We start from the raw sequence: 20,611 nt of genomic DNA on the forward strand, positions 1-20,611 counted from the left end.
GAATTTATGAACAAGAAGTTTTCTACTCTTTTGGCAGGTATGGCGCTGTTAAGTGTTATGTCTGTTAATGCACAGACTACACCAAGTCGAGTAGACCCGGAAACTGTATTGGGTCAAGAATGGCGTTTAGGCGGTTTGAAGGAGGGAGCTAATTCTGGTCTTTATCAGTTGAAGGTCATGGATGGCACTACTCCTGCTTATCTTGCGATGGAGCTAAATCGTGGAACAGGTGATTATGAACTACGTGTTTATAGTGCAAGCGAAGCTAAGAATAACTTAGAGGCTACATTGTGGTGTGTTTCTGTCTCTAATTATAACCAAGGTCAAGCTCCTATTTATGACTTCCAGAATAAATTGTCTGGAACTATGTTGGATTTGACAATGGCTGGCCATGAGAAGACTGAGAATGGTATGAATGGTGCTTGGAAACCTGTTTTAGGTGGTGAGATCGCAGGTTGGGCATTCTCTCGCTCATACAAAGATTTGGAAGAAAAGAGACCTTTGTATTCTTATTTCTCAACGGACTCAATTGTTGGTTTGAAAGCGGATCCTGCTACCGGCGCTGTTAAGGTTGCCAAGTGGGGTGCTAATCAAATAGATGCCACTTCAAACGCCGCTGATGTGACTAACTTTGCTTTGGTTGGCGCAGCACAAATCGCATTGAGCGAAGATCAAGTAAATACGAAGTTGGGTCTTCTTCAAGATAACAAGGCTGGAGTACAATTGACTTTCACTCCGGACGTGAAAGGTACTAGCTTAAAGAATCCGTTCAATGAGCAGAAGTTTATCGCAGAGGATAAAGATAATAACAAATGGCTTTTCATCAAGCAAAAGGATAAAGACGCTTATTTGAAAGTTGATACGGCTTATACGAATGAGACAGGTACAAAGTTCTTAGCTTACGGTTGGACAGAGAAAGCAAAGGATAAAGCTGATGCTTACAGTTCTATTAGCTCTGAATTACGTGCTCAACATCAGTTCAAATTCATCTATTCTCCGAGTGGCGATAGCTTGTACATCTATGTAAAAAAAGTTACTTGGAATAATGATGGCAAGTATTGGAATACGCACGTTACGGCTACTCCAGTTAACGAGCATGAGTTCTGGCGTGTCTCTTTGCAAGACTTGATTAAAGATGAAACTTGTATTTTGACAGTTGATCCGGAGGACCAGAACACTCATATTTCTTTGGGTCTTAGCGGATGTGAGGAAAAGGGTTCTTCCAAGACTTCCGTTGATGATGGTGTTTATTTCATCAAGAATAAACAAGGACAGTATTTAGCTTCTCCTATCTATGAGAATGGTACTATCCGTTGGACAACCGTGAATGAGGATGAGCAGAGTGTTGCTCATATGCCAGCTTATCAATGGGTTGTATTGAAGAAAAATACAAGTAATGATAAAGTGAAGGCTGTGTCTCCGGTTACTATCTCTAACCGTGAATTCGCAGATAAAGTTATAAATGCGGATTTTGATGGTGATGGCCAGATGGAGTCATATAAGACTGCTGTTTATTCTACTGTTCAGTTAAGAAAGGCAGAGGGTGGTTCTTATATGTTTGTATATGGAGATAAACTTACAGCGGAGTATGGCTCTGTCGGTATAGATTCTTTGTTCTTCGAGAAAGTTCCGGCAGCTTCTATTTCTGATCCGTATTTAGGTTACAGAAAGTTGGAGAAAGATTCTTTGTTGGTTAACAAATATACGTTTAACTATTGGCATCCTTATGCTACGGATAAATACATCGCTAAATCTACAGACTCTACGTTGACTGTGTTGGATGGAAAAGATGCTTTCGTAATTGATACATTGACTGAGCGTTGGTATAATAACTCAAAGATATTTGCGACTGTAGATATCCCTTACGGTTATAAGGTTAGCGATGATGTGGCTAAGAATCGTATTAAAGGCTTGAAGACTCTAGTGAGAACTGCTTATGAGGTTTCTTATAAAGATGGTAAAGGTGAACTTAATGAATGGAAAGTTAATAAGGAAGATAAGTTTAATGTAGGTTCTAGTGCTACTGGTCATCAGCAATCTTATACGACTTATTATGCATTCTTCAAAGAAAACAACCATATCAGTGGAAAGCACTATTATGCGATTGTTAATGCTGCATATGATAATTATCCTAATGCTACAAAATATGTATTAGGTTATCAGAAAGCTGGAGTATCCGATTATGACGGTGCCGCTACATTGAAGAATCAAGTATTAGGCGAGACTCGTACTTCTGCTTTCGCTATCGAACCGGACAACACTCCGCTTTACCGTCGTTTCAGTTCTCTTGAACTTGAAGGTAATGAAGGTGACAAGGCCGATACTTTACGTTTTATCGAGAAATACCGTAAAGAATACTTGCAGGTTGAGAATAATAAGAACTTCATGAAAGAAGGTATTGACTTCTTAGGTATTTATACTCCGGATAAGACTGAGGATGGTTTGTCATTCATCGTTGATACCGCATGGGTAAACCGTGGTTCTGGTAATATCAAGCCTCAATATTTGATCTCTATTGATCGTAATGATTTCGAAGGAGTTGAAGGCGTACCTTGTACGGAAGATGACCATCACTTTACCGCAGAAGGTAAACCGACAGATAAATGGCATTGCGTTCACGCAAAACCGGCTGTTCCGGGCTTTGAAAGAGGTAAATATTTGATCAATTTCCATGATTTCGCTAATAAATATGGTTGGTCAACATTATCAAATGGAGAGCAAGATGCTGACTACATGTGGAAGAAATATGATCGTGCAGGTTTCGTGGAAGCTATCCGTGTAGCTGATACTTTGTATATCTTGAGAGATGAGTTCAAGAACTTACCGAACGAGAAGATCAACTTCGCTGATTTGAACAAGGCTGAGGAGGATGCTTGGACTGCGGCTAAGAAGGCTGGAGTATCTGAAGATGAATTTGTTTCACACAAATATATCTTATCTGGTGATAACCATAAGTATGTGACTTGGTCTATGCGTTTCGTAAACAAGGAAGTTGCCGCTAATGAGGTAGAAGCTGATAGAGCATTCTTGTTCGAGTCTATGAAGAGTAAACATGTTTCTGGTTACAATAATTCTGCTATGGGTGACATCGCTCCTACATATGCGGCTTGGTTGAGAATGCAGAATGGTTGTTTAGTTCTGTCTGATGATCGTTCTTCTAATTTCGATGAGATGAATACAGGTGGTGACGATGCTTTGATCTTTAATGTGGAGCAAGGTGATGATATCGCAACAGATAACGAAACAATCGATGCTGTAGAAGGTATCTCTGTAGTAGCCGGTAACGGTACCGTAACCGTTCAAGGCGCAGCTGGTAAGTCTGTAGTTATCACGAATATCTTGGGTAAGGTAATCGCTGAGACCGTTCTTACTTCCGATAACGCTACAATCTCCGTGCCTGCCGGTATCGTAGCTGTGGCTGTTGATGGTGAGGAAGCTGTTAAGGCTATCGTTAAATAAGAATTTAACAAAATAAGATAATCATACAATTCCCGTGCGGGTATCGATCCAAGTAATCCGTGACGGATGAACAGGCGGGAGTTGGATTAATATTAATACTAAAGTAATAAATTAAGAGGTCCGTAAGTACCTCCGTGAGGAGGAAGTACGGATAAAGGAACAAGAGGATGCGTCGATATAATGTACGCATCCTCTTTTGTGTCTATAGCGCGGGTATCGAGGATAAATCCTGCTTCTACTTGCAAAAGAGCGAGATAAGCAACGGCACGCTGATCTCGAGGATAATCCCGTGAATAATAGCCACAGGTACGATATTCTTTCCGGAATACCGGCTGATAACCGGAAGGCAGACATCCATGGAATTAATCCCCGCCACGGATACCGGAGCGAATTTACCAAAGAAAGAGGCATACAGCGGTGCCCCGAATAAAGCTAACATTTCCCGGATGATATTAGCCAATAACGCGATAGCCCCAAGTTGCGAAGCGATCTCTATCCCTGCCGACGCCTCTTTCAGTTGTACGATAAGCAAGGAGGATAAGGAATAATAGGCGAATCCGCTTCCTACAGCCATACAATCATATATATTCCACGAGGTCAATAACAAACTTGCCGCCGCAGAGAATACTAACGTGCCGATGATCGTAAAGAACGGCAGTAACAAACTGGAAAACCGGATATCCTTTACCATCTTTCCTAATTCGGCGTTTGCTCCCAGATTCAATCCTACTTGGATAACGAGGGCGTATAGCAAGAATTGCGGTAGTTTTTCGCAATACGTGGAGATAGTCGTGTTGGCGAAGGTTCCGCAAAAGATTCCCGCTGTGAAACATAAGATAACGATTAGGTTATTTTTCATTGAGACCTCCTTTCTTGATAAATAATTTATAAGCGATAAAAGATGCTACCAGACTTCCCAATACTCCGCAAATAGCAAGTATGGCTGCTTGTATTCCAAACTCACCAATATTATTCAGCAAAGATTGGTTGGCTCCTATGGTAATACCAAATATGAACAACATCGCGAAAATCGTATAAGAGATGGAATGTTCCAATCCCTTGAAAGCGGGGACGTGTCGGCATAAATAACCGACGCTTATCCCCAGACCTAATAGACCTAGAATGATAAACATAAGCATATTGTATTTTGAGATGCGCAAGACATCTTTTCTCCGGAAACGAAGCATACGAATACTTCCTCTTTTCCGCAGAAGTTAAACTTGAGTGCAATTAAGACCTAGATGTAGGTGTAAGAAGAGAACTATAAAAAGAAGTCCTCTCAAGAAGAGTATGGATGGATTTAGACAAAACCGCTGAACCAATGAACATGCACGATCGTGTTACCCGAGAAAGCCCGGGTATACCATCTTTTTGAGTTGTTCAGAAGCTTCTTGTTCATCTTATTTGTATCATTGTTTGATTTCCGGCGCAAAGGTAGTAATAAATTAGAGATTCTAAAACTTTTTCTAGGATCGGATATATAAGGGACTTGACTTGGATTTTGGATCTTTTTATGTACATTTGAGGTCCTACCCGCTATTGGGCCAACTAAAAACGGATAGAACAGATATGATTAAAAGAAAAGATTGGTTATGAGGAAAAGAATGATTTTAACAGCATTGGCGGCTGTCGCTATCCCTACGTTGTTGATGGCGGCGGATGAGGCGAGATTAATGCGCTTTCCGGCTACAAATGGTTCAGAGATTGTATTCTCGTACGCTGGCGATTTATATAAGGTCCCGGCTACAGGTGGTGAGGCACAGCGATTGACATCGTATGTGGGGTATGAGATGTTTCCCCGTTTCTCCCCGGATGGTAAGACGATCGCTTTTACGGGACAGTACGACGGTAATACGGAAGTGTACACGATGCCCTCTTCCGGCGGTGAGCCATTGCGTATCACTTACACGGCTACGAATAGCCGTGATGATCTGGGCGATCGCATGGGCCCGAACAATATCGTGATGACTTGGACACCGGACGGTAATGGTATTGTTTACCGCAACCGCATCAGCGATGGGTTCTCCGGTAAGTTATATACGGTAAATAAAGAAGGTGGCCTTTCCGAGGTGGTTCCCTTGCCCGAGGGCGGCTTTTGTAGCTATTCGCCCGACGGAAAACAATTGGCTTACAACCGGGTAATGCGTGAGTTCCGTACATGGAAATACTATAAGGGCGGTATGGCCGATGATATCTGGGTGTATAATCCGGAGAAGAAAAGTGTAGAGAATATCACGAACAATGAGGCGCAAGATATCTTTCCGATGTGGATTGGTGATGAGATCTATTTCCTTTCGGATCGGGATTACACGATGAACTTGTTCGTTTACAATACGAAGACAAAACAAACAAGTAAGGTGACGAACTTCACCGAGTACGATGTGAAATTCCCTAGCAGCTTCGGCAATACGATCGTTTTCGAGAATGGAGGCTATATCTATAAGATGGATGCGGCGTCGAAGAAACCGGAGAAAGTGAACGTTACCCTTGCCTCCGATAATGTCTACGCACGTAGCGAGATCAAGGATGGATCCAAATATATCACGAGTGCCAGCCTCTCCCCAAAAGGTGAGCGTATGGTGGTGACGGCTCGTGGCGAGGTCTTCAATATCCCGGTAGATAAAGGGGTTACGAAAAATATCACCCGTACTCCGGGAGCGCACGAACGTGACGCTCAATGGTCGCCGGACGGAAAACATATAGCCTATATCTCCGACGCTACCGGCGAGACCGAGCTGTATCTCCAAGATTCCGAGGGGGGCGAGCCTACCCAGTTGACCAAGAATAACGATACGTATATCCGTACTTTCCAGTGGAGTCCGGATTCCAAGAAGATTGTCTATACGGATCGTAAAAATCGTATCAATCTTTTGGACGTATCTAACAAACAGCTAACAACTATCTCACAAAGTCTGTTAGGTGAAGCCCGCAACGTAAGTTTCTCTCCGGATAATAATTGGTTGACTTATTCCCGTGTGTCCGATAATAATTTCTCAATCGTCTATGTCTACGATATCGCGGGTAAGAAAGAATATCCCGTGACCGATAAATGGTACGAGTCTTATTCTCCGGTATTCAGTACGGATGGCAAATATCTGGTATTCACTTCCGCCCGTGATTTCAATCCTACGTATAGCCAAACGGAATGGAATCATGTGTATAATAATATGGGTGGCGTATATCTGGCGTTATTGTCTAAGGATACCGCTTCCCCGTTTATGGAAACGGATGCGGAGGTAGCCATTGAATCTACCCCGGCGAAAGCGGATGCCTCTAAAAAGGACGAGACAAAGAATGAGGCTTCTACTCCGGTCGTAAAGATTGATATAGAGGGTATCACGGATCGAATCGTTAAGCTCCCCTTGCCGGGATCGAATTACTACGATCTTTATTCCGATGGAACGAACGTGTATTATTTCACGAAAGGCGGCATGAAGATGTTTGACTTGAAGAAACAGAAAGAGGAAACCGTTAGCGATGCCGCTATGATGGTTGATCCGGCTGGCAAGAAAGCTGTTTTCTTTAAGGACGATCAACTATTCGTAACCGATATACCGAAGGGTAAAGCGGATTTAAGTAAGCCGGTTAATCTGGCGAATATGAAGATCACGGTAGACTATACGAAGGAATGGGCGCAAATCTTCGATGAGGCTTGGCGTGCTTTCCGGGATGGTTTCTATCTGGAGAATATGCATGGCAAGGATTGGAAGGCGATCAAGGAGAAATACGCCGCCCTTCTTCCTTACGTGAAAACACGTTTGGACTTGAATTATATTATTGGCGAGATGATCGGCGAGCTGGGAGTAGGGCATGCTTATGTGAACCCCGGTGAGGTGGAAAGTCCTAAACGGGTATCGATGGGTCTGCTAGGTGCTGAGGTTTCTCGGGATAAGAGTGGTTTCTTCCGCTTGGAAAAGATCCTGTCGGGGGCTTCTTGGAGTAAGGAATTACGTTCTCCATTGACAGAGCCGGGTGTTGAGGCGAAGGCCGGAGAGTATATCGTCGCTATAGACGGAGTACCTACGAATAGCGTGAACGATATGTATAAGTTGTTGATCGGGAAGGCGAACGTTCCGACCGAGTTGTCTTTGAATAGCAAGCCTCAGTTGGCGGGGGCTCGTAAGATCGTGGTCAGTCCGTTGGCGGAAGAATATTCTTTGTATCACTATAATTGGATCCAAGATAATATCAAGAAGGTAGATAAGGCGACGAACGGTAAGGTCGGTTATATCTATATCCCGGATATGGGGCCGGAAGGCTTGAATGAGTTCTCCCGCTATTTCTATCCGCAATTGGATAAAGAAGGTTTGATTATCGATGATCGTGCGAATGGCGGTGGAAATGTCTCCCCGATGATTCTGGAACGTCTGTCTCGTGAGCCGTATCGTTTGACGATGCGCCGGGGTTCTTCTTTGATCGGGACCGTGCCGGATGCCGTACAGGTTGGCCCGAAAGTTTGCTTGATCAATAAGTATTCCGCTTCCGATGGCGATTTATTCCCGTGGGGCTTCCGTGCGCTTGGCTTAGGTAAATTGATTGGAACCCGTACTTGGGGCGGTATCATCGGTATTAGTGGTCCGCTTCCTTATATGGACGGTACGGATATCCGTGTGCCTTTCTTCACGAGCTATGATCCGAAGACGGGTAACTGGATTATCGAGAACCACGGTGTGGATCCGGATATCTTGATCGATAATGACCCCATCAAGGAATGGAACGGTGAGGATCAACAATTAGACCGTGCTATCGAGGAAGTCATGAAACAATTAAAAGAACGCAAACCGCTAGCCCCTGTCCCTGCGCCAAGGGACTGGAGCCATAAATAATGAGAGGTTATTTGTAGAGACGGGGCACGCCCCGTCTCTACAAATAAATAAATAGTAAACGGATCAAAAACTAGTAATCTATCTATGGAACGATTCGCAGCCATTGACTTTGAGACCGCTAATGGAAAGCGGAGCAGTATTTGCAGTATAGGTATCGCCATATTGGAGGATGACTGGGTAGTAGATAGCATTTATACCTTGGTACGTCCTACCCCTAATTTCTATACCCGTTGGACTACGGCTATACATGGGTTGAGCGCTGAGGATACGAATGATGCGTTATGTTTCGAGGAGGCTTGGGAAAGCATCGCCCCGAAACTAAAGGATCTCCCCCTTGTTGCCCATAACAGTCCGTTTGATGAGGGATGCCTGAAAGCCGCCCACGAGGTGTATGACTTAGCCTATCCGAAATATCCCTTCTATTGCACTTGCCGTCTATCCCGGAAGATGTACCCATTTCTGGTAAATCATCAGTTGCAGACAGTAGCCGCCCACTGCGGTTACGACCTTACCCGACATCATAACGCCATGGCTGACGCTTACGCCTGTGCCCATATCGCCCTTACGATGATGCGGGAAAAAGAGGTCGATACCTTGGAGGCGCTTATGGCTTCCTGCTACTCTAGGTAACTATGGGGTGTTTTTCCCGGCTATTTTATCCACCACGACAGCGATAGCGCCATCTCCCGTCACGTTGCAAGCGGTGCCAAAACTATCCATGGCAATATAAAGGGCGATCATCAACGCTTGCAGTGTCTCATTGAATCCCAGCATACTTTGCAAGATACCCAAAGCGGCCATAATAGCCCCTCCCGGAACCCCCGGAGCCGCTACCATCGTAATTCCCAGCATCATGATAAATCCGCTGAAATTGGAGAAGGTAACCGGTTCTCCCGCCATGATCATGATAGCCATAGCGCAAGCTACGATTTTCATGGTGCTACCTGCCAGATGGATCGTGGCGCAAAGCGGAACGGTAAAGATCGCTATATTCTCCCGTACGCCATTCTTGACAGCCTGCGCCAGTGTCACGGGAATCGTGGCGGCGGAGGATTGGGTCCCCAGAGCCGTAGCGTAGGCCGGTAACATATTCTTCAAGAGGCGGAGCGGATTTTTCCCGGCTATGGCTCCGGCTATCGTGAATTGGATCAATAACAATAATACATGTAAGACAAAGATGACTATGATAACCTTGAGGAACATCGTGATAATACTCATGACTTGTCCACTCACGGTCATGTTCAGGAAGATACCGAAAATATGGAGCGGTAATAACGGGATGATAACCACCTCGATCAGCTTAATGATAATTTCCTTGAAATCCGTGAAAGAGTCACGCAGGGTGGTTCCCGCTATATTAGAAAGCCCTAGGCCAATCGTAAAGGATAGCAGCAAGGCTGTCATGACATCCATTAAAGGCGGCATATTTACCACGAAGTAAGGTGTCAGCATGAAATCTTCCGGATTCTCCATCGCCGTCAATTCCGTGTTGGTCGGTAGTATGTGCGGGAATATAGCCGATCCGCTCAGGAACGTGAAGAAACCCGAGAAGACTGTTGAACCGTAGGCGATCAAGGCGGTTATCAACAATAGCTTTCCGGCTCCTTTACCCAGATCTCCGATAGCGGGAGTCACCAGCCCCAATATGATTAGAGGGATGGAGAACGATAGGAAGTTGCCGAACAATGAATTGAAGGTTACAAAGATACGTGCGATTCCTCCCGGTAAAAACTGGCCGAACAATACGCCGGCGGCGATAGCGATAACGACTTTAGTTAACAATGATACTCTGATCTTCTTCATGGTGTTGCTTTATTTTGAAGCCAATGGCGGCCATCGTAATACTCATCAACGGACTGATCAGGTTAAAGAAGCAATAAGGAAGATACGTCAGAGTCGCTACGCCTAATATCGTGGCTTGCGTCATGCCACAGGTGTTCCACGGTACCAGCACGGACGTTACGGTTACGGAATCTTCCGTCGTACGGCTTAACAGGCGACTCTCATATCCTTTTTTCTTGTAGATATCCTTGAACATATTTCCGGTAAGGATAATGGATATGTATTGGTCGGCCGTAACGATATTCAAGAATAAGCCGGAACATACGGTAGACGCCACCATGCCGACCCTCCGTTTCATAAAGCGAAGGAATACAGACGTAAGGCTTTCCAGCATACCGCTGGCCGTCATGGAGCCGCCGAAGCACATGGCGCAGATGATCAGCCAAATCGTATTCATCATGCCCGCCATACCCCGGGTAGCGACCAAGCTGTTCAAGGCCTCGTTGCCCGTATTGATCTGGGTACTCCCGTAGAATGTCATGAATAATCCCTTAAACAGGGAGGAGGCATCCGCTACCGACGCTCCCGCTACCTCTTGCAATAAATGAGGCTGGAAAAAGATCGCGAACACCCCGGCCATCGCCGTCGAGATAAACAAGGTGATCAAAGACGGTACTTTTTTGGCGATTAATATACCCGTTACCACCGGTACGATCAGTAGCCAGAGCGAGATATTAAAACTTTCGTTCAACGAGGCGGCGAACTCGGCTATTTGCCCGGATGCGTTCGAGGTATGCGTAAAACCCGCTATGGTAAAGATAATCAACGTGATCACCATAGACGGTATTGTCGTAAGCATCATATACCGGATATGGGAGAACAAAGGGGTATGCGTTACGGAAGAGGCTAATACCGTCGTGTCCGAAAGCGGTGAGATCTTATCCCCGAAATAAGCGCCCGAGATGATCGCCCCGGCTACCCACCCCGTAGCGAAGCCCTGTGCCTCACCGATACCCATCAAGGCGATACCGATCGTGGCGATGGTAGTCCACGAGCTACCGGTCATAACGGATACGACAGCGCAGATCATGCAACAAGAGGCCAGAAAGAAACTCGGATGGATGATTTGCATCCCGTAATAAATCAAGGTCGGGACGATACCGCTGATCATCCAGCTACCGGATAAAGCGCCAATCAACAATAGGATAATTATAGCTGTGGCCACTCCCAATATGTTTTTACATATCGCCTCTTCTATATCACGCCATTTGACTTTGCAGAAGATCATGGCCAAAAGGGAGGCGACCGCCGTGGTGGTAAGTAATACGACTTGGCTTCCGCCGCTCAACGCGTCGCTGCCAAAAGTGCGTATGGTTACAAACAAAAGAGCTACCAGCACGAGGATAGGCACTAGTGAAAGTAGAGGGGAGGGCATCTTCTTAAGATGATTTTCCATTGTTCATTCAGTCGCTTAAATAATGATGGTGCGAAAATACTAAAAATACCTTGAATAACGCTATGAATTATAGATTGATTTCCTTATTTCACAGTCTTTTGGACGATCTTATAACCGGTTGCCGCTATAAGAATGCTCATAAACGGGCTGACGATATTAAAGACGCAATAAGGGAAATAAGTCCAAGTAGATACGCCAAGGATTGTAGATTGTGTCATGCCGCAAGTCGTCCACGGGATCAGCACGGAGGTGACGGTGACGGAGTCTTCCGTTGTCCGGCTAAGCAGGCGGCTCTCGAATCCACGTTGCTTATATACTTCTTTAAACATTTCGCTGTTCAGGATGATGGCGATGAACTGGTCCGCCGTGCAGATGTTCAAGGATAATCCGGACACGACGGTAGAGGCGACCATGCTGGTACGGCCTCGCATGAAATGCAAGAAGATACGTGTGATACTTTCTAGCATGCCGCTAGCGGACATGGCCCCGCCGAAACACATGGCGCAAATGATCAGCCAAATCGTGTTCATCATCCCGGCCATTCCCCGGGTAGAGACTAGAGAGTTCAAGGCCTCGTTGCCGGTCTGTATCTGCGTGCTGTCATAGAAAGTCATCAGCAGACCTTTGATATAGGCGATAATCCCGCTATCTGTGATCCCGGAAATCTCCAATAAGGCGTTTGGCTGGAAGATCAAGGCGAATATTCCGGCGAGTATGGAAGAGGCGAAAAGCACTACGATCGAAGGTGTCTTCTTGGCGATCATGATTCCGGTAACGATCGGTACGATCATAAGCCAAGGCGTGATATGGAACGAGCCTTTCAAGGCTTCGGAGAAAGCGGCTATCTGGGATGCGTCCGCTGCCTCCCTCGAGAATCCGGCGATGCTGAATACGATCAGTGTGACGATCATAGAGGGAACGGTCGTATAAAGCATATACCGGATATGCGTGAAAAGGGGCGTGTCCGTTACGGAGGCCGCCAATACCGTAGTGTCTGATAACGGCGACATCTTATCCCCGAAATAAGCGCCCGATATAATCGCTCCCGCTACCCACCCCGTACTGAAGCCTTGCGCCTCGCCAATCCCGATCAAGGCGATCCCGATGGTGGCGATGGTAGTCCACGAGCTACCCGTCATGACCGATACGATACTGCATAGCAGGCAACAGGCCACGAGGAAGAAATCCGTTTGCATGACTTGCAACCCATAATAGATCAAGGACGGCACGATCCCGCTTACCATCCAACTGCCCGATAGGGTTCCGATCAATAAAAGGATGATGACAGACGGTGCAATCCCATAGATGTTACGGGCGATTTGCCCCTCGATATCTTCCCACTTGATCTTGCAATGAAAGACGGCGATCAAAGAGCAGATCGAGGTGGCTATCAATAATACGATTTGGCTGGCTCCTCCAAGGGAATCGCCCCGGAAAATATAGATGGCTACGGCCAGCATGATGACTAATGTCACTACGGGTAGTAAAGAGATCGCGATGGAGGGTGTCCGGGGCTTTTCTGCCATGGGTTTATTCACGTCGTTTGTTATTTATCATGGATAATCCGAATAAATTCTTTATACGGACCTTCCTTGTGTTATCGATTCTAATTAATTTCGCTGCAAAAATAAAAAAGGATTTGGATAGGGGGGTAACTTATGGTAGTAAATAATCGGTTAGGCTATTTATTTGTCTTTTTGGGGATGAGTATGGCGCTATATGCCCAGCGAAAGACGGAAGTGATCCGTTATGGCGATCTGGATCAGTGGGTGGTACGTAAGATCACGGAATCGGCTATTATCGGGAAGGAGACAAAGACACTTTACTGCGTTGGCCCTACGGATACGATTATCGGAAATAGACCTTTTGAGTCGAAAGTTTCGCCTTGGGGCAGTTCTAACGTGATGGCTAGGGTGAGCGGGATTACGAAAGCTAGCGTCAGTGTCTACCCCGAAAGACGGGATGAGGGATATTGCGCACGGCTGGAGACGGGTATAGAATCGATCTCGGCGATGGGTATCATGAACGTGAAGGTGCTGGTCGGCGGATGCCTCTATCTCGGCCGTTTTCAGGAACCGGCGAAGAATTCTTCGGAGACGTGGGGGCAGATCGTTTGCGGTATCCCGTTTCACCAAAAACCTACGTCCTTGTTATTCGATTATAAGGTGAAACTCTCCGGTGATCCCAATCGTATTAAATTGAGTGGTTTTAGCAAGAGATCGGAGGTAGATGGCATTGATATGCCTTTGGTGAATCTCTTTCTTCAGAAGCGTTGGGAAGATAAGGACGGGAACATATATGCTAAGCGTATCGGTACGCTGGTAATCCGGATGGATAAAAATACGGATTGGGTAAACGATGCCAATTTCACGATCTTATACGGCGATATCACGAAACGTAGCGATTATAAAGAATATATGGGGTTTCAACTCGGAGAGTCCACTCGTTATAGTTTAAACAGCAAAGGTAAGAACGTCCCTGTCCAAGAAATCGGCTGGGGAACGGAGGACGATGAGGTAACCCATATGATCTTAGAGTTCTGTTCCAGTCACGGAGGCTCATACATAGGGTCTCCGGGAAATACCTTTTGGGTAGATAATATCCGGTTGGGATATTGAGCCTATTATCGTTGAAACCCTATGGTATTTGTCTCCGGTCTTGATACAGAAGCCAACAAATGAAGCGTAGCTTGTTTTATTCTATGGTTTCGTGATCAGAATATAATAGTCTGATATTAGCCTCTAATATTCTGAATCCACTCCCATGATCGTGCGGCATACCATATTTGGGGCCAGATTTATAGCTCCCGATTCTTATATCATACATTATCTTCCCATCGGTTAAGAGTGATATAAAACGCTCAAATGATGGCTCTGTATATATATCGGCTTTATTGAAGTAGAAGAGTTCCTTACCTCCTTCTTTTTTTGTTTGGGCAGTTACATATAATAAGTTCTTTAGCTTCTTTGTTAGTGCTTTTTGAATGTCTTGATAGGTGTAACCTACGCTACAATCTAACAGCTCTTTTGTATTTAAGTCAAATACTCCTATTAATATTGTCTTGGCGACAGGGTTGTTTAGGAGTTTAAAAGAATATTTCTTCATATATGTGTTATAGCTATTTGCAAACATAGACGTATGCAAGCTATTTATAGATGGTGCATCTTCATAAGGTGTTCCAAATTTATCTTTTAAATAAGCATTCGCACGTTTGGGAAATGAGGGGCTTTTAGTGAATAGGGTAACGTAAGAGCATGAAGCGCCGCGATGAGATTTTATTTCGAATCCAGCTAAATCGGGCTCGTCTAAATTGTTCTCGACAACTCCGATGTAATCTTCAAATGTTTTTCCAATCCCAGTATTGTTGGCTCTATTGCTTGGAACATATTCCAAGGATTTAACCTCTTTGAACTTTGAAATAATAAAATCCTTATTCTCCATAACGTATTATATTAAATATGAGTAAGTCAATAATATCTCTATCTTTGGAAAAATCTTCCTCTGATATGAATAGCTGTTCTATGGTAATGTTGAAATAGTGGCATATTTTATAGATCTGACTAAGGGTGTACTTATGTGGAAATTTAGGGCTTTCTATACTCCCTATTAAGCCCGGAGCCACTTCGAGGAGATTCGACAACTCTTTTTGGCTAACATTGTTGGCCTCTCTTAGCTCCTTTATCTTAAGGATGATTTCAAGTTGATACTCGGTCTTTCTAATCATTATTGTTATTTTTGCCCAAAAATATAGTTTTATATATGCTTATGTACTCACAATATGTGAGCAATTGAGTATATTTGCACTCACATAATATAAGTAAGGAAGGTATGTACAAAAGAACGATTGATAATAGGTGGAGCTTTAAGGATGCCGATACCAAAGAATTTACTCATTGCTATCATGCGTATCCTGCGATGATGATTCCCCAAGTAGCAAGAGCTCTAATAGAGGAATATAAGCCAGAGGATGGAGTTGAGCTACTTTTTGATCCATATATGGGAAGCGGTACATCGTTAGTTGAGGCTTCTATAAAAGGTATAAACGCGATAGGAACAGACCTTAATCCATTGGCTAGATTGATGAGCCATGTAAAAACAACCCATTATGATTTATCTTGTATCAGAGATACTTTTTCAATGATGCAAGCCTTGTTCTTTGAGTATTCTGAAGATAAGGTCAAGAATAAGAATTTCGATAATATTTCTAATTATACTTATTGGTATTCCAGAGATAGCCTTTTGCGCCTTTCTTATATTTATCAAGTAATTAATGAATGTGTGGCTTTGGATTTCGCTGATTTCTTTAAAGTTCCTCTTTCCGAGACTGTTAGAGAGGTGTCGTTTACGAGGAATGGAGAATTTAAGCGGTTTAGGATGAAGGAAGAGAAAATTAAAGACTTCAAACCGGATGTCTTTCGATTGTTTGAAGAAAAGGTTATAAGAAATATAAATGGACTTGAGGAGTTTAATAGTATAAAATATCCATGTAATATAGGTATCTATGACTTTAATAGTACTATAGAAATCCCTTCCGATATAATACAGCCGAATAGTGTTGATATGGTTGTAACCTCTCCGCCTTATGGCGATAGTAGAACAACCGTTGCTTATGGACAATTTTCAAGGTGGGCAAATGAATGGTTCAATTTTGAAAATGCTAAAACACTAGATAATCTCCTAATGGGGGGACGAGTTCAGAAAGAGGAACTTTTTGAGACTAAAAGCATTAAATCTGAACTGGACGAAATAAAGAGCATTGATCCAAAGAGAAATTTGGAAGTGGTCTCGTTTCTTAATGATTATAGCTGTTCTATAAAGAATGTCGCGTCTGTAATAAAGAGTGGTGGAGTCGTTTGTTATGTCGTAGGGAACAGAACGGTTAAGGGGGTTCAAATTCCATTAGATTACTTTACTGCTGAAATGTTTGAGAAGAATGGTTTTACACATATCGATACTATTGTTAGAGAAATACCTAACAAAAGGATGCCTTCTAAAACAAGTCCTACTAATGTGGCAGGGAAGAAGGTTAGCACGATGTGCAATGAATATATAGTCATATTGGAGAAGAAATAAGGAAAGAGGCTGTTTTATTTGACTGAATTGATAGCCAATGGCTCCCAGTGTCGAGTTCTTTCTTTTTGACAGTTTGTAATCTTAACGCCCGTAGAATCGATTATTGCGGGGGAATGTACAGTCTACTCTTAAATTTGAGTTAAAATATATTTAATCGCTTGTTGGATAGTTGGATATCAAAAGAGGCTCTTTTGTTCTAGCGAAACTAGCTCATCCTAATTCCTATTTTATGGGATGAAAAACCTATCTCAATGGGTTACGATAGGGAAGTGACAGGGTTATGATGGCTATTCTTGATAGTTCACGACCCTATTCTTGACTATTCACGATGCCCAACGGCACTATTGGCGTTGCCAAACACGACCGATAGCGTAGGCTTTTGTCGATACTCGTGTGTAAAAAGTAGTACTTTGCCGCATAAAACGCCGCTTACAACCTCCTTTTTCTCATTATCTTGCCTCTTTTACGAATAGCCTATGTCACGATATGCGCTTTATTTCAGTCAAAAGGATTGTATAACTGTTGTTTTACTGACAGGTGGATTCTTGCTGAATATAACCTGTCTCAAAACAGGCTTACACTGAAAGTATTCCGGCATTAGATAAATAACTAGAGCGAAATAGTCTGTGTTGAGAGTAAATAATAAATAGATTATTGGAAGTGGGGAATAAGCTGCTTTTAATGTACGTGCGTACATTCTTACGCCGCATGGTTGAAGATGCAAAACGGTTGTTTGGTATTGACTCGTGGCGACTCTGAATTCAATGCCGCTAAGACTGGTTCTGACGGTGCCTTGATCTTCAACGCATACCAGAAGACTGACGCTGAGGATATGGTAACATCTATCGAAGGCGCTAACGCTGAAGGCGTATCTATCGTAGCGGTAGCTGTTGACGGTGAGGAAGCTGTAAAGGCAATCGTGAAATAAGAAATAAACGAAATAAGATAATCATACAATTCCCGTGCGGGTATCGATCCAAGTAATCCGTGACGGATGAACAGGCGGGAATTGGATTAATATTAATACTAAAGTAATAAATTAAAGTTCATCCGTAAGTACTTCCGTGAGGATGGAAGCGGATAAAAAAACAAGTCCTTGGCAATGTGTTCGCATGCCAAGGACTTCGTGTTTATACTTGCCTTCGTCAGACCTAATGAGTGTATGAATTGTTTAATTCTGCGTAAGCAACTTCGTCAGCCTCTTGACCCCTTCCGAGGCTCCGGCCTGTATATGCTCGATGTCGTCGCGATAAGTACGTACATCTTTCGGGTCGATCAAATAGATCGGCTGGCCCCGACGCACGTAGTTCAGCAAACCGGCGGCGGGATAGACGTTTAAGGAGGTGCCGATAATCACGAAGATATCACAATCTTCCACCAGCTTGATGGAAGGCTCTATCATGGGTACCGCCTCTCCAAACCATACGACGAAAGGACGTAGCTGATTTCCGTGAGGGTCCTTGTCACCCAGATGAATATCCGGGTTCTCCGGCGATAGATCGTAGGTCGTGTCCAGATCCCTTACGGAGCATGCCTTCATCAACTCTCCATGCAGATGGATCACGTGGCTGCTACCCGCGCGTTCATGTAAGTTATCGATATTCTGGGTAATGATCCGTACGTCGAAATCTTTCTCCAAGGCGGCTAGCCCGAGGTGACCGGCGTTAGGTTTCGTATTCAATAACTCTCTTCTGCGCTGGTTGTAGAAGTCGAGAACCAATTTAGGGTTGGCGGCGAAGCCTTCCGGCGTGGCGACATCTTCCACCCGGTATTTCTCCCATAACCCGTCCGAGTCGCGGAAAGTGGAGATACCGCTCTCTGCGCTCATTCCCGCTCCGGTAAGTATGACTAACTTTTTCATCTGTTACTTGTTTAATGTATAGATGTATATATTAATAGTTACGAAGTTACGACTTTATTTCGTAAAAAGCTTTGAATGAAATAAAAAGTTCTTACAAAATGCTGTTATACGATTAAAAGCATTACTTTTGTGGCTTATAATTAGTTGAACAAGAAAAAAGAATGGATAAAGTAAGTTATGCGCTTGGCTTAAGTATCGGAAATAATTTCCAGAACTCAGGCATCAAGGATCTTCAAGTGGAAGATTTTGTACAGGGATTGAATGACGTCTTAACAGAGGCAAAACCTGCTCTTAGTTATGATGAGGCAAAACAAGTGATCAATGATTACTTCATGAAGCTTCAACAAGAGAAACTGGAGATCAATAAGAAAGCCGGTGAGGAGTTCCTTTCTATCAATAAGCATAAGGCTGGTGTGGTAGAGTTGCCTAGCGGTTTGCAATACGAGGTGCTGAAGAATGGTACAGGCGCTAAACCTACGGCGAACGATAAGGTAAAATGCCACTATCACGGTACGTTAATCAACGGTCAGGTGTTTGATAGCTCCGTACAGAGAGGCGAGCCCGCCGTATTCGGTGTTTCACAGGTAATCCCGGGATGGGTAGAGGCTTTGCAGTTGATGCCGGTCGGTTCTAAATGGAGATTGTTTATCCCGTCTAACCTTGCTTATGGCGAGCGTGGGGCAGGTGAGGCTATCGAGCCGAATAGTACGTTGATCTTCGACGTTGAGTTATTAGATATCGAAAAATAATATATAAGAGTTAAAGAAAAATGAAAAAGTTAAGTGTATTAGTCGCTACAGTGATTGTAGCAATGGGCGCATCTTTCACCTCTTGCGGTGATTCTCACAAAAGCGCGAGCTTGAAGACTTCTATCGATAGCGCAAGCTACGCTATTGGTATCAGCACAGGTGCCGGTTATAAGGAAAACTTAAAGACTTTGCCGGGTGGTGAGGCTAACGTAGATGATTTGATCGCTGGTTTTATCCAAGCTATCAAAGGGGATTCTTCTGCGATGAAGATGAATCCGCAACAGGCTCAACAATATTTGCAGACTTACTTCGTAGAGGCTCAGGCTCGCGAGGCTAAGAAGACAAAAGAAGAGGGCGATAAGTTCTTGGCGGAGAATAAGACAAAAGAAGGCGTTATCACGACTGAGAGCGGCTTGCAATATAAGGTAGAGAAAGAAGGTACAGGCGCGAAGCCGACCGCTACCGATAAGGTAAAAGTTCATTATACCGGAACTCTATTGGACGGTACTAAGTTTGATAGCTCCGTGGATCGTGGCGAGCCGGCTGAGTTCGGTGTTGGCCAAGTAATCAAGGGCTGGACTGAGGGCTTGCAGATCATGCCGGTCGGTTCTAAATATATCTTCTGGATCCCGGCTGAGTTGGCTTATGGCGAACGTGGCGCAGGACAAGATATCAAACCGAACAGCGTATTGAAGTTCGAGGTTGAGTTGCTTGACATCGTAAAAGAATAAGTAGCGAAGAAATAGAAACGGAACGTTTGTAAGATAATAGGCGGGCAAATTATGCTAAAAAGCATTTTTTGCCCGCTTTTATTATTTATTGATTACTTTTTTCTTTCAGAATGATATATGATTCAAATTTATTATATACTTTTGATACATTAAATCTGAATGCATATAATAAAGCGAATTTAAAATGGAGAAGATAGACAAACTGGACCGGCAGATATTGAACATTATTTCAAAGAATGCTAGGATTCCTTTTAAAGATGTTGCCGAGGAGTGCGGTGTATCTCGTGCAGCTATTCATCAACGGGTTCAACGCATGATTGATATGAATGTGATCGTTGGCTCAGGGTATCACATCAATCCTAAAATATTGGGGTATAATACATGTACCTATATCGGCGTGAAATTGGAGCGTGGATCTATGTACAAGGATGTTGTCCCGGAATTCGAGAAAATACCCGAAGTGGTAGAATGCCATTTCACTACGGGTCCGTATACGATGCTGATCAAGCTGTATGCCCGTGATAACGAGCACTTGATGGAGCTTTTGAACTCCAAGATTCAAGAGATACCGGGTGTTACGGCTACAGAGACCTTGATTTCTTTACGCCAAAGTGTTAAACGTGAGATCCCTATCTGTAATATCAATGAATAAGACGAAGAATTATACATGAGCC

At 43.9% G+C, this 20,611-nt stretch carries 16 protein-coding genes and 1 pseudogene; 9 read left to right on the forward strand and 8 right to left on the reverse strand.

The genetic code is table 11. From position 1 onward, the window contains the following. The first annotated feature begins 6 nt into the window (after positions 1 to 6). A complete protein-coding gene (locus NBH16_RS02075) occupies positions 7 to 3,459 on the forward strand; it encodes a DUF6383 domain-containing protein (protein ID WP_122368897.1) in 3,453 nt (1,150 codons plus the stop codon). A 235-nt stretch (positions 3,460 to 3,694) separates the two neighbouring features. Here the strand turns inward: NBH16_RS02075 and NBH16_RS02080 are convergent, their stop codons facing one another. Beyond that, a complete protein-coding gene (locus NBH16_RS02080; protein ID WP_005860926.1) occupies positions 3,695 to 4,318 on the reverse strand; it encodes a LysO family transporter in 624 nt (207 codons plus the stop codon). Next, a complete protein-coding gene (locus NBH16_RS02085) occupies positions 4,308 to 4,592 on the reverse strand; it encodes a LysO family transporter (protein ID WP_172718840.1) in 285 nt (94 codons plus the stop codon). Before NBH16_RS02085 ends, NBH16_RS02080 begins: the two co-directional genes overlap by 11 nt. Before the next feature lie 459 nt (positions 4,593 to 5,051). On the opposite strand from NBH16_RS02085, the gene NBH16_RS02090 reads away from it, so the two are divergent. Next, positions 5,052 to 8,285, forward strand: a complete 3,234-nt coding sequence (locus NBH16_RS02090) for a S41 family peptidase (protein WP_211738533.1) — start codon at positions 5,052 to 5,054, stop codon at positions 8,283 to 8,285. Positions 8,286 to 8,369: 84 nt separating this feature from the next. Next, positions 8,370 to 8,915 carry a 3'-5' exonuclease gene (locus NBH16_RS02095; RefSeq protein WP_036611673.1) on the forward strand — a complete coding sequence of 182 codons (546 nt, stop codon included), beginning with the start codon at positions 8,370 to 8,372 and terminating at the stop codon, positions 8,913 to 8,915. Here NBH16_RS02095 and NBH16_RS02100 read toward each other — a convergent pair whose 3' ends face one another. The 3 genes from NBH16_RS02100 to NBH16_RS02110 all read right to left on the reverse strand — a co-directional run bounded on the left by NBH16_RS02100 (position 8,916) and on the right by NBH16_RS02110 (position 13,049). Then, complete coding sequence (locus tag NBH16_RS02100; protein ID WP_005866537.1) at positions 8,916 to 10,088, reverse strand: dicarboxylate/amino acid:cation symporter; 1,173 nt, start codon at positions 10,086 to 10,088, stop codon at positions 8,916 to 8,918. Then, positions 10,057 to 11,523, reverse strand: coding sequence for a Na+/H+ antiporter NhaC (gene nhaC, locus NBH16_RS02105; protein WP_057319279.1), 1,467 nt, complete (start codon positions 11,521 to 11,523; stop codon positions 10,057 to 10,059). The genes NBH16_RS02100 and nhaC overlap by 32 nt, the downstream gene beginning before the upstream one ends. An 83-nt stretch (positions 11,524 to 11,606) precedes the next feature. After that, complete coding sequence (locus tag NBH16_RS02110; RefSeq protein ID WP_034532141.1) at positions 11,607 to 13,049, reverse strand: Na+/H+ antiporter NhaC family protein; 1,443 nt, start codon at positions 13,047 to 13,049, stop codon at positions 11,607 to 11,609. Between the two features lie 132 nt (positions 13,050 to 13,181). On the opposite strand from NBH16_RS02110, the gene NBH16_RS02115 reads away from it, so the two are divergent. Then, the gene (locus NBH16_RS02115) at positions 13,182 to 14,141 is read left to right on the forward strand and encodes a PCMD domain-containing protein (RefSeq protein WP_008780616.1); all 960 of its coding nucleotides are present in this window, start codon (positions 13,182 to 13,184) and stop codon (positions 14,139 to 14,141) included. 76 nt (positions 14,142 to 14,217) lie between these two features. On the opposite strand, the gene NBH16_RS02120 is transcribed toward NBH16_RS02115, so the two are convergent. Beyond that, the gene (locus NBH16_RS02120; RefSeq protein WP_005860943.1) at positions 14,218 to 14,964 is read right to left on the reverse strand and encodes an MvaI/BcnI restriction endonuclease family protein; all 747 of its coding nucleotides are present in this window, start codon (positions 14,962 to 14,964) and stop codon (positions 14,218 to 14,220) included. Further along, positions 14,954 to 15,247, reverse strand: coding sequence for a helix-turn-helix transcriptional regulator (locus NBH16_RS02125; RefSeq protein ID WP_005860945.1), 294 nt, complete (start codon positions 15,245 to 15,247; stop codon positions 14,954 to 14,956). The genes NBH16_RS02120 and NBH16_RS02125 overlap by 11 nt, the downstream gene beginning before the upstream one ends. A gap of 104 nt (positions 15,248 to 15,351) precedes the next feature. Between NBH16_RS02125 and NBH16_RS02130 the strand changes: the two genes are divergently transcribed. Beyond that, on the forward strand, positions 15,352 to 16,596 hold the full coding sequence (locus NBH16_RS02130; RefSeq protein WP_008780617.1) for a TRM11 family methyltransferase: 1,245 nt from the start codon (positions 15,352 to 15,354) through the stop codon (positions 16,594 to 16,596). 700 nt (positions 16,597 to 17,296) lie between these two features. Continuing rightward, positions 17,297 to 17,524 (forward strand): annotated as a pseudogene (locus NBH16_RS02135) (hypothetical protein); the annotation flags it as partial. Positions 17,525 to 17,767: 243 nt separating this feature from the next. Here NBH16_RS02135 and NBH16_RS02140 read toward each other — a convergent pair. Then, positions 17,768 to 18,457 carry an SIR2 family NAD-dependent protein deacylase gene (locus tag NBH16_RS02140; RefSeq protein WP_009276403.1) on the reverse strand — a complete coding sequence of 230 codons (690 nt, stop codon included), beginning with the start codon at positions 18,455 to 18,457 and terminating at the stop codon, positions 17,768 to 17,770. A gap of 161 nt (positions 18,458 to 18,618) precedes the next feature. Between NBH16_RS02140 and bamJ (NBH16_RS02145) the strand changes: the two genes are divergently transcribed. The 3 genes from bamJ (NBH16_RS02145) (at position 18,619) to NBH16_RS02155 (ending at position 20,589) form a co-directional block, all read left to right on the forward strand. Continuing rightward, positions 18,619 to 19,206 (forward strand): BamJ family beta-barrel-assembly machinery protein, encoded by a 588-nt coding sequence (gene bamJ / locus NBH16_RS02145; protein WP_005866557.1) that lies wholly within the window; start codon positions 18,619 to 18,621, stop codon positions 19,204 to 19,206. A 20-nt stretch (positions 19,207 to 19,226) separates the two neighbouring features. Beyond that, the gene (bamJ, locus tag NBH16_RS02150) at positions 19,227 to 19,937 is read left to right on the forward strand and encodes a BamJ family beta-barrel-assembly machinery protein (RefSeq protein ID WP_005860960.1); all 711 of its coding nucleotides are present in this window, start codon (positions 19,227 to 19,229) and stop codon (positions 19,935 to 19,937) included. A gap of 184 nt (positions 19,938 to 20,121) precedes the next feature. Next, positions 20,122 to 20,589: an Lrp/AsnC family transcriptional regulator gene (locus NBH16_RS02155; RefSeq protein WP_005860962.1), complete on the forward strand. Its 468-nt coding sequence runs from the start codon at positions 20,122 to 20,124 to the stop codon at positions 20,587 to 20,589. The last annotated feature ends 22 nt before the right edge of the window (positions 20,590 to 20,611 follow it).

This window comes from Parabacteroides sp. Y3-G-102 (assembly GCF_023656845.1).
Taxonomy (GTDB): domain Bacteria; phylum Bacteroidota; class Bacteroidia; order Bacteroidales; family Tannerellaceae; genus Parabacteroides; species Parabacteroides distasonis.

Excerpts from the sequence above, each read along its gene's own strand:
- NBH16_RS02075 (WP_122368897.1), top strand. The coding sequence starts at position 7 with ATGAACAAGAAGTTTTCTACTCTTTTGGCAGGTATGGCGCTGTTAAGT.
- NBH16_RS02080 (WP_005860926.1), bottom strand. The coding sequence starts at position 4,318 with ATGAAAAATAACCTAATCGTTATCTTATGTTTCACAGCGGGAATCTTT.
- NBH16_RS02085 (WP_172718840.1), bottom strand. The coding sequence starts at position 4,592 with ATGTTTATCATTCTAGGTCTATTAGGTCTGGGGATAAGCGTCGGTTAT.
- NBH16_RS02090 (WP_211738533.1), top strand. The coding sequence starts at position 5,052 with ATGAGGAAAAGAATGATTTTAACAGCATTGGCGGCTGTCGCTATCCCT.
- NBH16_RS02095 (WP_036611673.1), top strand. The coding sequence starts at position 8,370 with ATGGAACGATTCGCAGCCATTGACTTTGAGACCGCTAATGGAAAGCGG.
- NBH16_RS02100 (WP_005866537.1), bottom strand. The coding sequence starts at position 10,088 with ATGAAGAAGATCAGAGTATCATTGTTAACTAAAGTCGTTATCGCTATC.
- nhaC (WP_057319279.1), bottom strand. The coding sequence starts at position 11,523 with ATGGAAAATCATCTTAAGAAGATGCCCTCCCCTCTACTTTCACTAGTG.
- NBH16_RS02110 (WP_034532141.1), bottom strand. The coding sequence starts at position 13,049 with ATGGCAGAAAAGCCCCGGACACCCTCCATCGCGATCTCTTTACTACCC.
- NBH16_RS02115 (WP_008780616.1), top strand. The coding sequence starts at position 13,182 with ATGGTAGTAAATAATCGGTTAGGCTATTTATTTGTCTTTTTGGGGATG.
- NBH16_RS02120 (WP_005860943.1), bottom strand. The coding sequence starts at position 14,964 with ATGGAGAATAAGGATTTTATTATTTCAAAGTTCAAAGAGGTTAAATCC.
- NBH16_RS02125 (WP_005860945.1), bottom strand. The coding sequence starts at position 15,247 with ATGATTAGAAAGACCGAGTATCAACTTGAAATCATCCTTAAGATAAAG.
- NBH16_RS02130 (WP_008780617.1), top strand. The coding sequence starts at position 15,352 with ATGTACAAAAGAACGATTGATAATAGGTGGAGCTTTAAGGATGCCGAT.
- NBH16_RS02140 (WP_009276403.1), bottom strand. The coding sequence starts at position 18,457 with ATGAAAAAGTTAGTCATACTTACCGGAGCGGGAATGAGCGCAGAGAGC.
- bamJ (WP_005866557.1), top strand. The coding sequence starts at position 18,619 with ATGGATAAAGTAAGTTATGCGCTTGGCTTAAGTATCGGAAATAATTTC.
- bamJ (WP_005860960.1), top strand. The coding sequence starts at position 19,227 with ATGAAAAAGTTAAGTGTATTAGTCGCTACAGTGATTGTAGCAATGGGC.
- NBH16_RS02155 (WP_005860962.1), top strand. The coding sequence starts at position 20,122 with ATGGAGAAGATAGACAAACTGGACCGGCAGATATTGAACATTATTTCA.